The organism is Kitasatospora albolonga (genome assembly GCF_039535905.1).
In the GTDB taxonomy this organism is placed as follows: Bacteria; Actinomycetota; Actinomycetes; order Streptomycetales; family Streptomycetaceae; genus Kitasatospora; species Kitasatospora albolonga.
Map to the genome: position 1 here is coordinate 40461 of NZ_BAAAYB010000047.1, position 6172 is coordinate 46632.

Below are 6172 nucleotides of genomic sequence, written 5' to 3' on the forward strand. Positions count from 1 at the left end.
CCCGCCCTCGATCGGGTGGCCGGATCCACCTCCCCGCCACCGGCGGCCCGTGCGCCTCGTTGATCGTTCGTGCAGCTACCTCTGGCCGAACACCTGAAGACGCTCACCCACGGCATCGTCTGGACGTGCGCGTTCACCACCGACACCGCCGGACGCCCCGTCATGCTCAAGTCCGTCTACGACCCCGAGGTCTGGCAGTTCGGCGGCGGCAACGTGGACCACGGCGAGCACCCGTGGGAGAGCACCGTCCGCGAGGTCCGCGAGGAGACCGGCCACACCCTGCGCGGCGAGCCGCGGCTGCTCGGCGTCATCTTCCAAGCCCCGGCGGACGGTTGGCCCGCCAAGCTGGGCCTCGCCTTCGACGGCGGCCTGCTGACGGCCGACCAGATCGAGGCCCTGGTCCTCGACCCGGCCGAGCACACCGAGGTCCGCGTGTACGCCCTCGACGACTGGCGGCGGATCCTCACCCCGGCCCGCTACGCCCTGGTCGCCGCCCTCGCCACGGCCCGCCGCACCGGCACCGCCCAGTACCTCGCCACCTGAGCGTTCACCATCGGCCCATTGCAACAATGCATCAGCTGACGTTGCGTTAGCCAGCACTCTTGTTGCAATGATTTATGCCACTTCACCTGCAGTTTCCTCTACTTGATGCAACTTCCTGGTTGCCCATACCGTGACTGCAACGTAGCGTTTGCGATGTCAGAAAACGCCAACGACGCAGGGACGGACCACCGTGAACACCTTCACCGCCACCATCACCATCGCCTCCGGCCGGCTCCGGATCATCGCCACCGACCGCACCGACGCCACCGTCCGGATCCTCCCGGCCGACCCGGGCAGCAGCCGAGACGTCAAGGCCGCCGAGCAGACCGTGGTCGAGCAGCAGGACGGCGCGCTGCGCATCCACACCCCCGAGTCGGCCAACCGGGCCTTCGGCCCCTCCGGTTCGGTCGAGGTGACCGTCGAACTGCCCACCGGCTCCCGGGTGCTGGCCGAGATCGCGGACGGCGCCCTGCACTCCACCGGCCGCCTCGGCGAGGTCACCTTCACCGGCGCCGACGGCACCGTGGACCTCGACGGCACCGGCGCCGCCCGGATCACCCTCCAGGCCGGCGACATCCGGCTCGGCTCGCTGTCCGGCGACGCCGAACTCACCACCGCCAAGGGCGACATCACCGTCACCACCGCCCGCGGCAGCTCCGCCGCACTGGACGCCTCCACCTCCTACGGCCGCGTCGTCAACGCCCTGCGCAACGACGGCTCCCCCGCCCTCACCATCCGCGCCACCACCGCCTACGGCGACATCACCGCCCGCTCGCTCTGACCCGCCACCCCTCAACACCCCGACCCGGCAAGGAGATCGCCACCATGTCCGACCACCTCACCACCACCGCCACCGGCGTCACCACCGCCACCAGCACCGACCGCCCCGAACTCCGGGCCGCCGTCGAGGAGATCGCCGCCGACGGCTGGGCCGGGATCCAGGTCCGGGTGAACGACTGCCAGGGCGAGTGGACCGGCAGCGCCGGCGTCGGCGAGCTCGGCTCCGACGCCCCGCCACCGACCGACGGGCACTTCCGGATAGGCAGCAACACCAAGACCTTCACCGCGACCCTGGTCCTGCTCCTGGTCGCCGACGGACTGCTCGGCCTGGACGACCCGGTCGACGACCACCTGCCCGGGTACGGGCTGGACCGCCGGATCACGGTGCGGATGGTGCTCCAGCACACCAGCGGCCTGTTCAACCACACCGGCGAGTACTACGAGGACGGCACCACCGCCCCCGGCATCCCCTGGCAGGGCCAGGAGTGGGTGGACAACCTCCTCCTCACCTACCGCCCCGAGGAGTTGCTCCGCCTCTCCCTCGCCAAGCCGGCCCGGTTCGAGCCCGGCACCGACTGGAGCTACTCCAACACCAACTACGTGCTGGCCCGCCTTCTGGTCGAGCGGCTGGCCGGCCGCCCCTACGCGGAGGAGATGCACCACCGCCTGCTCGGCCCGCTCGGCCTCACCGGCACCCTGGTCCCGGACGCCTCGCCCGAGCTGCCCGGCCCGCACGCCCACGGCTACTACACCTACCGGGACGGCGAGGAGTGGCGGACCGTCGACGTCACCCGCTCCAACCCCTCGTGGATCTCCGCCGCCGGCGACATGATCTCCACCACCCGCGACCTGCACGTCTTCTTCTCCGCCCTGCTGGGCGGCCGCCTCCTCCCCGCCGAGCTGATGGCCGAGATGCGCACCCCGCACACGAAGTTCGCCTACGGCCTGGGCCTGATCGTCGAGGAGACCGAGGCCGGCACCCTCTACACCCACAACGGCGGCTTCTGGGGCTGGGGCGCCCTGATGTACGGCTCCCCCGACGGCGGCACCACCCTGATCGCCTCGCTCACCACCGGCGACGCCCGGCTCGAGTTCGCCGAGACCGCCGCCGCCTTCGCCAAGGTCCAGCGGACCCTCCTCCCGCTGGTCTTCCCCCCGCGGTCCTGACCCGCCTCCCGCCGGTCCTCCCCGCGCAGTCCTGACCCGCCCACGATCCACCCCTACGGCCCCGGGCCGCGCCGGGCCTCCAGCCCGGCGCGGCCCGCCGACGTGCCGTCAGCCGCCGATCCCCTCCCGCAGTTCGGCCTCCACCAGCCGCGCCATGACCTTCTCCCGGTACGGGTGCCCGGGCTCGATCCGCTCGGCCCACTCCCTGGCCTCCGCCAGCAACGCCCGCCGCCGCCCGGGAAGTCCGGCCACCCGCTCCGAGCCGCTCGCCTCCACCAGCACCCGCGCCAGCCTCGACCCGTACGCCTCCGGGCTGACCTGCACCAGCGTCCGGTAGACCCACAGCCCGTCGGTCCCGCGCAGCAGCCTGCGGTCCAGGCTCAGCAGCCTCATCCGGGCCCGCAGCACCCGCTCCTGATCCACCATCACGTCCCCCTTCGTCACCGCACGCCCGATCGCCGGACCCGACGGGGCCCGGTGGGAAGAGACGTGGAATGCGTCGAGTCTGGGCCCGCGCCCCCGGCCCGGACAAGATCGGAAAAGGGTGTTCCGTGTCCTACCGGACCGACGGTCCGGCGGGATACATTGGGGTCGCCTCACACCCCGCTTCGCGGACGTAGTACCCCGGTGACCACCGCCCGGGGCCCACGGGGCAGGATCCCCCGTCGCACACCCCCCGCCGCGGATGCCGATTTCGCATTGGTGTATGAATTCTCTGTCGCACTCAAGACATACACACTTTCTTTACCTTTCCTAGGGGGAACCATGCGTAAGAGCACGTACCAGCGTGCCGCCGCGCTCCTGGTCGGCATCGGCGCCGTCCTGGCCACCGCCGGGCCCGCAGCCGTCGCCGCCCCGGCACCGGGCCTCACCGGCAAGCCGGAGCCGATCACCCGCACCATGCCGAAGGCGCCCGCCGCCAAGGCCCTCCGGTCGGCGCCCTCCACCGCCCAGGCCGCCCCGGCCGCCGCCGCGCTCACCGCGGTGGTGCGCCCGGGCCAGGTGCTCGCCCCCGGCGACAGCGTGACGGCCGGCAGCACCACCCTGGTGATGCAGGCCGACGGCAACCTGGTGCTCTACCTGGTCGCCTCCAACGGCTCCCGGATCCAGGCCCTGTGGGCCTCCGGCACCTGGTGGAGCCCCGGCGCCCACGCCGAGATGCAGGCCGACGGCAACCTCGTGATCTACCGTCAGGGCGGCAGCGACGCCACCGGCGGCGCCATCTGGCACAGCAACACCTGGAACCACCCCGGCGCGGTCCTGGTGCTCGCCTGGGGCGGCCTGATGATCGGCGTCCCCGGCTCCGACGCCCCGCTGTGGGACGCCCGCACCGGCTTCGTCCCGACCGAGGTCAACGGCGAGTACACGGAGAACCCGTCGGACACCATCGGCACCGAACAGGGCCTCGACCCCAACACCTGGGTGGAGTCCCGCAGCACCATCCTGATCATGCAGAACGACGGCAACCTGGTGCTCTACCGCAAGTCCGACGGCCGGGCCATCTGGGCCTCCGGCACGTGGAACCGTCCGGGCTCCTACGCCTACATGGACGAGGACGGCGTCCTCTTCGTCGCCGACGACAACAACCTCCACTGGCGCACCTACACCGAGGGCAACCACGGTGCCTACGCCATCGCCCAGGCGGACGGCAACTTCGTCGTCTACCGCCAGGGCGGCGGCCACGCCGCCGGCGGCGCCCTCTGGTCCTCCGGCACCTGGGGCAAGGCCTGAGCCACCACGGCCCCAGAGCCGTCCCCCCACCTCGGTGATTCCCCCCGGCCCACCCGCCGGGGGGAATCACCCCTGGACTTCACCCCCTCGTCCCGAGCCGTTCTCCCGGCCCCGGGCGCCGGGAAAATCCCGTCCGGTTGTCACTCGGGTGGTGTAGAAACTCTCTGTCGAACACCAGTCTTCGACAGCTTCTTCACCTTTTCCTAGGGGGACCCATGCGTAAGAGCACGCTTCAGCGTGCCGCCGCGCTCCTGATCGGCGCCGGCGCGATCCTGGCCACCAGCACCACCGGATCCGTCGCCGCACACGCCGCGGGCAAGTCCGAGAAGCCCGCGCCGGTCGTCCGCACGATGCCGAAGGCGCCCGCCGCCAAGGCCCTCAAGTCCGCTCCCAACGCGGCCCCGTCCGACTCCGAGGCGCCTCAGGTCGCCTTCCTGATGCCGGGCCAGCGGCTGGAGTCGGGCAGCAGCCTGAACGCCGGCAGCACCACCCTGGTGATGCAGACCGACGGCAACCTGGTGCTCTACCTGGTCGCCACCGACGGCTCCCGCATCCAGGCCCTGTGGTCCTCCCGGACCTGGAACAACCCCGGCGCCTACGCCACCATGCAGACGGACGGCAACTTCGTCGTCTACCGCCAGGGCGGCGGCCCCACCACCGGCGGCGGCCTCTGGTCCACCAGCACCTGGAACCACCCCGACTCCTACTTCGCCCTCGCCCTCGGCGACCTGCTGGTCGGCCCCCGCACCGGCGGGGACCCGTTCTGGAGCAACGGGACCGGGGCCCTCCCCGAGGTCGTCAACGGCGCGTACACCGGCAAGCCGTCCAGCAAGATCGAGTCCGACCTTGGGCTCCTCGGCGGCATGTGGGTGGAGTCCCGCACCACCATCCTGCTCAAGCAGAACGACGGCAACGTGGTGCTCTACCGCAAGTCCGACGGCCGGCCGATCTGGTCCACCGGCACCTGGAACCAGCCGGAGAGCTTCGCGTACATGAACCCGGACGGGGCCTTCGAGGTCCTCACCGAGTTCGGCACCCCGTGGAGCACCAACACCCACGGCAACCCCGGCGCCTACGTCATCGCCCAGGAGGACGGCAACTTCGTCCTCTACCGCCAGAACGGCGGCCCCAACGCCGGCGGCGCCCTCTGGTCCTCCGGCACCTGGGGCAAGGCCTGACCCACCCCGGGCCCCGGCACCGGGCTGTGAGGACTCGAACGGGCCGGAGGGCGCACTCCTCCCATCGGCCATGAGAAAGGCCCCCTGACCTGCGAAGACGCAGGTCAGGGGGCCTTTCCCCAGCTTGGCGGCGGACGAGTCGGCCTGTACGCCGGGTTCTGTCTCCCGGGGTGCTTGCGCGGCCCGGGGAGGCGGCCATCCATCTAGGGCTGCCGTTGCCGACAGCCTCGTGCGGTCTACCCGCGGACTCGGGCGAGCAGCCCTCGTGCATCCGCGCACGGCGCCCGGGGGCGCCGATCTTGACCTTGCTCCAGGTGGGGTTTACCTAGCCGGCCGAGTCACCTCGGTCGCTGGTGGTCTCTTACACCACCGTTTCACCCTTACCACCGACCGGAGTCGGTGGCGGTCTGCTTTCTGTGGCACTGTCCCGCGGGTCACCCCGGGTGGGCGTTACCCACCACCCTGCTCTGTGGAGCCCGGACGTTCCTCGGCGAGCCCCCGAAGGGACCCGACGCGACCGCCCGGCCGGCTCGTCCGCCGTACTGGTCATCGTAGCCGGTCGGGCCGGGCGGTCAGGACAGCGGCTCGGGGGGCAGAGCGGCGTCCCGGGCGGCCATCACCTCGTCGCCGTCGCTCGAAGGCCCACCCGCCGACTGCCTCGATCGGGGCCAGGAAGCTGCGGCCGAGCTCGGTGAGGCGGTACTCCGGGCGGGGTGACGGGCCGTCAGCGGAGTGCCGGTCGACCAGACCGTTGACGTGGAGCCGGCGGAGGG

General features: G+C 71.7%; 7 protein-coding genes and 1 other RNA gene. 5 read left to right on the forward strand and 3 right to left on the reverse strand.

From position 1 onward, the window contains the following. The first annotated feature begins 69 nt into the window (after positions 1–69). The 3 genes from ABD946_RS11955 to ABD946_RS11965 all read left to right on the forward strand — a co-directional run bounded on the left by ABD946_RS11955 (position 70) and on the right by ABD946_RS11965 (position 2490). Positions 70–543, forward strand: coding sequence for an NUDIX domain-containing protein (locus tag ABD946_RS11955; protein ID WP_345282771.1), 474 nt, complete (start codon positions 70–72; stop codon positions 541–543). A gap of 190 nt (positions 544–733) precedes the next feature. Continuing rightward, complete coding sequence (locus ABD946_RS11960; protein ID WP_345282773.1) at positions 734–1324, forward strand: DUF4097 family beta strand repeat-containing protein; 591 nt, start codon at positions 734–736, stop codon at positions 1322–1324. Positions 1325–1368: 44 nt separating this feature from the next. After that, on the forward strand, positions 1369–2490 hold the full coding sequence (locus tag ABD946_RS11965) for a serine hydrolase domain-containing protein (protein ID WP_345282776.1): 1122 nt from the start codon (positions 1369–1371) through the stop codon (positions 2488–2490). A 108-nt stretch (positions 2491–2598) separates the two neighbouring features. On the opposite strand, the gene ABD946_RS11970 is transcribed toward ABD946_RS11965, so the two are convergent. Next, complete coding sequence (locus ABD946_RS11970; protein ID WP_345282779.1) at positions 2599–2916, reverse strand: hypothetical protein; 318 nt, start codon at positions 2914–2916, stop codon at positions 2599–2601. A gap of 339 nt (positions 2917–3255) precedes the next feature. Here ABD946_RS11970 and ABD946_RS11975 point away from each other — a divergent pair, with 339 nt between their 5' ends. Together ABD946_RS11975 and ABD946_RS11980 are read left to right on the forward strand one after the other, a co-directional pair. Further along, positions 3256–4221 (forward strand): hypothetical protein, encoded by a 966-nt coding sequence (locus ABD946_RS11975; protein ID WP_345282782.1) that lies wholly within the window; start codon positions 3256–3258, stop codon positions 4219–4221. A 215-nt stretch (positions 4222–4436) separates the two neighbouring features. Next, positions 4437–5399, forward strand: a complete 963-nt coding sequence (locus ABD946_RS11980) for a hypothetical protein (protein WP_345282785.1) — start codon at positions 4437–4439, stop codon at positions 5397–5399. 131 nt (positions 5400–5530) lie between these two features. On the opposite strand, the gene rnpB is transcribed toward ABD946_RS11980, so the two are convergent. Beyond that, an RNA gene (gene rnpB / locus ABD946_RS11985) (RNase P RNA component class A) lies at positions 5531–5932 on the reverse strand. Positions 5933–5945: 13 nt separating this feature from the next. After that, positions 5946–6172 (reverse strand): winged helix-turn-helix transcriptional regulator (locus tag ABD946_RS11990; RefSeq protein ID WP_345282789.1); only part of this gene is annotated, 227 nt, incomplete at its 5' end.

Bases quoted from the DNA above. Each gene is read 5' to 3' on its own strand.
- ABD946_RS11965 (WP_345282776.1), top strand. From the start codon at position 1,369: ATGTCCGACCACCTCACCACCACCGCCACCGGCGTCACCACCGCCACC.
- ABD946_RS11975 (WP_345282782.1), top strand. From the start codon at position 3,256: ATGCGTAAGAGCACGTACCAGCGTGCCGCCGCGCTCCTGGTCGGCATC.
- ABD946_RS11970 (WP_345282779.1), bottom strand. From the start codon at position 2,916: ATGGTGGATCAGGAGCGGGTGCTGCGGGCCCGGATGAGGCTGCTGAGC.
- ABD946_RS11980 (WP_345282785.1), top strand. From the start codon at position 4,437: ATGCGTAAGAGCACGCTTCAGCGTGCCGCCGCGCTCCTGATCGGCGCC.